Origin of the sequence: Agromyces fucosus, assembly GCF_004134865.1 — a bacterium.
Lineage (GTDB): Bacteria > Actinomycetota > Actinomycetes > Actinomycetales > Microbacteriaceae > Agromyces > Agromyces fucosus.
Window position 1 is genome coordinate 1 of record NZ_SDPO01000005.1, and the last position, 3738, is coordinate 3738.

Here is a 3738-nt window from a genome sequence, read left to right on the forward strand (position 1 = left end):
CGTGCACGCTGTTGGGTCCTGAGGGGCCGGACAACTTCCCGCGCTTTGGCGTGGGGGTGATGGTTTCTTGCAGGCCTTCACATTGCCGATGGTTTTGATTCGGTGGGTGTGGGGGTTCTGGCCGTCTGTTGAGAACTACATAGTGGACGCGAGCATCTTAGAAACGGGACTTCGGTCCTGTTTCACAATAGGTGAGTCGCCAGGAGCATTCCTTCGGGGGTGTTGTTTGGCGTATTCACTGGTCAATTTCGCAGCATCGCTCTTCGGGGTGGTGTTGCACGATTCGATCTCATGTGATTTTCAAGTTTTTAAGAGCAAACGGTGGATGCCTTGGCATCTGGAGCCGAAGAAGGACGTCGTAATCTGCGATAAGCCTCGGGGAGCTGATAAACGAGCTGTGATCCGAGGATTTCCGAATGGGGAAACCCCGCCAGGCCCTTTGGGTGACCTGGTGACTCCCGCCTGAATATATAGGGCGGGTAGAGGGAACGTGGGGAAGTGAAACATCTCAGTACCCACAGGAAGAGAAAACAACCGTGATTCCGTAAGTAGTGGCGAGCGAACGCGGAACAGGCTAAACCGAGCCATGTGTGATACCCGGCAGGGGTTGCATGGTCGGGGTTGTGGGACCTTTCGGACTGTACTGCCGTGCAGTCACGGTGACGCGTCAGGTATAGACGAACCGGATTGAAAGCCGGACCGGAGTGGGTGTGAGTCCCGTAGTCGAAATGCCTGGCGGCCCGGAGAGGTATCCCAAGTAGCGCGGGGCCCGAGAAATCCCGCGTGAATCTGTCAGGACCACCTGATAAGCCTAAATACTCCCAGATGACCGATAGCGGACAAGTACCGTGAGGGAAAGGTGAAAAGTACCCCGGGAGGGGAGTGAAATAGTACCTGAAACCGTTTGCTTACAAACCGTTGGAGCCTCCTTGTAGGGGTGACAGCGTGCCTTTTGAAGAATGAGCCTGCGAGTTAGTGATATGTGGCGAGGTTAACCCGTGAGGGGCAGCCGTAGCGAAAGCGAGTCTGAATAGGGCGATTCAGTCGCATGTCCTAGACCCGAAGCGAAGTGATCTATCCATGGCCAGGTTGAAGCGACGGTAAGACGTCGTGGAGGACCGAACCCACTTCAGTTGAAAATGGAGGGGATGAGCTGTGGATAGGGGTGAAAGGCCAATCAAACTTCGTGATAGCTGGTTCTCTCCGAAATGCATTTAGGTGCAGCGTTGCGTGTTTCTTGCCGGAGGTAGAGCTACTGGATGGCCGATGGGCCCTAAAAGGTTACTGACGTCAGCCAAACTCCGAATGCCGGTAAGTGAGAGCGCAGCAGTGAGACGGTGGGGGATAAGCTTCATCGTCGAGAGGGAAACAACCCAGACCACCAACTAAGGTCCCTAAGCGCGTGCTAAGTGGGAAAGGATGTGGAGTTGCACAGACAACCAGGAGGTTGGCTTAGAAGCAGCCACCCTTGAAAGAGTGCGTAATAGCTCACTGGTCAAGTGATTCCGCGCCGACAATGTAACGGGGCTCAAGCACGCCACCGAAGTTGTGGCATTGACATTGATGGTAGGCCTTCGTGGTCCAGCCGTGTTGATGGGTAGGAGAGCGTCGTGTGGCCAGCGAAGCGGCGGTGTGAACCAGCCGTGGAGGCCACACGAGTGAGAATGCAGGCATGAGTAGCGAAAGACGGGTGAGAAACCCGTCCTCCGGAAGACCAAGGGTTCCAGGGTCAAGCTAATCTGCCCTGGGTAAGTCGGGACCTAAGGCGAGGCCGACAGGCGTAGTCGATGGACAACGGGTTGATATTCCCGTACCGGCGAAGAACCGCCCACATGAAATCAGGAGTGCTAAGCATCCCAAGACGCGTGGATCCCTTCGGGGACGATCGTGAGGCGGCATGCGACCCCATCTGGTGGAGTGAGCGTATTAACAGGTGTGACGCAGGAAGGTAGCCCAACCCGGGCGATGGTTGACCCGGGGCAAGCGTGTAGGCCGAGCGATAGGCAAATCCGTCGCTCATCATGGCTGAGACGCGATGCGGATAAAAAGTGGGTGATCCTATGCTGCCAAGAAAAGCATCGACGCGAGGTTCCAGCCGCCCGTACCCCAAACCGACTCAGGTGGTCAGGTAGAGAATACTAAGGAGATCGAGAGAATCGTGGTTAAGGAACTCGGCAAAATGCCCCCGTAACTTCGGGAGAAGGGGGGCCTAAGGCGTGAACCAACTTGCTTGGGGAAGCGCTGCAGGGCCGCAGAGACCAGTGGGAAGCGACTGTTTACTAAAAACACAGGTCCGTGCTAAGTCGCAAGACGATGTATACGGACTGACGCCTGCCCGGTGCTGGAAGGTTAAGAGGACCGGTTAGCCGCAAGGCGAAGCTGAGAATTTAAGCCCCAGTAAACGGCGGTGGTAACTATAACCATCCTAAGGTAGCGAAATTCCTTGTCGGGTAAGTTCCGACCTGCACGAATGGCGTAACGACTTCCCAGCTGTCTCAACCGCGAACTCGGCGAAATTGCATTACGAGTAAAGATGCTCGTTACGCGCAGCAGGACGGAAAGACCCCGTGACCTTTACTACAGCTTGGTATTGGTGTTCGGTGTGGCTTGTGTAGGATAGGTGGGAGACTTTGAAGCTGGCACGCTAGTGTCGGTGGAGTCATTGTTGAAATACCACTCTGGTCACTCTGGATATCTAACTTCGAACCGTGATCCGGTTCAGGGACAGTGCCTGGTGGGTAGTTTAACTGGGGCGGTTGCCTCCCAAAAAGTAACGGAGGCGCCCAAAGGTTCCCTCAACCTGGTTGGCAATCAGGTGGCGAGTGTAAGTGCACAAGGGAGCTTGACTGTGAGACTGACAGGTCGAGCAGGGACGAAAGTCGGGACTAGTGATCCGGCAGTGGCTTGTGGAAGCGCTGTCGCTCAACGGATAAAAGGTACCTCGGGGATAACAGGCTGATCTTGCCCAAGAGTCCATATCGACGGCATGGTTTGGCACCTCGATGTCGGCTCGTCGCATCCTGGGGCTGGAGTAGGTCCCAAGGGTTGGGCTGTTCGCCCATTAAAGCGGTACGCGAGCTGGGTTTAGAACGTCGTGAGACAGTTCGGTCCCTATCCGCTGCGCGCGTAGGAAATTTGAGAGGATCTGACCCTAGTACGAGAGGACCGGGTTGGACGAACCTCTGGTGTGCCAGTTGTTCCGCCAGGAGCACCGCTGGTTAGCTACGTTCGGGATGGATAACCGCTGAAAGCATCTAAGCGGGAAGCCGGCCTCGAGATGAGATTTCCATACCCTTCGGGGTGAGAGGCTCCCAGCCAGACGACTGGGTTGATAGGCCGGATGTGGAAGACAGGACTAACGACTGTCGGAGCTGACCGGTACTAATAAGCCGATAACTTGATAATCACTACACTCACACACGTTTGAACATGTTCATGAAAAGGCCGTGTGAGTGGCCAAAGATACGCTCGCGTCCACTCTGTGGTTCCCTTCAGACGGGAAACCCAAAAACTCAACACTGAGAACACACCCGCACCACCACACCCTGTAACAGGGTCTGGGTTGGTGCGGTCACCGAGACCACCAACCACCCCAACCAGGGTGCGATTGGTTCTAGAGTTTCGGCGGCCATAGCGCGAGGGAAACGCCCGGACACATTCCGAACCCGGAAGCTAAGACTCGCAGCGCCGATGGTACTGCAGGGGGGACCCTGTGGGAGAGTAGGACACCGCCGGACA

The 3738-nt window shown here is 55.8% G+C and carries 2 rRNA genes; both read left to right on the forward strand.

From position 1 onward, the window contains the following. The first annotated feature begins 298 nt into the window (after positions 1-298). Positions 299-3405, forward strand: a 23S ribosomal RNA gene (locus tag ESP57_RS18325). 215 nt (positions 3406-3620) lie between these two features. Beyond that, positions 3621-3737 (forward strand): 5S ribosomal RNA (rrf, locus tag ESP57_RS18330). Position 3738: the final 1 nt, after the last annotated feature.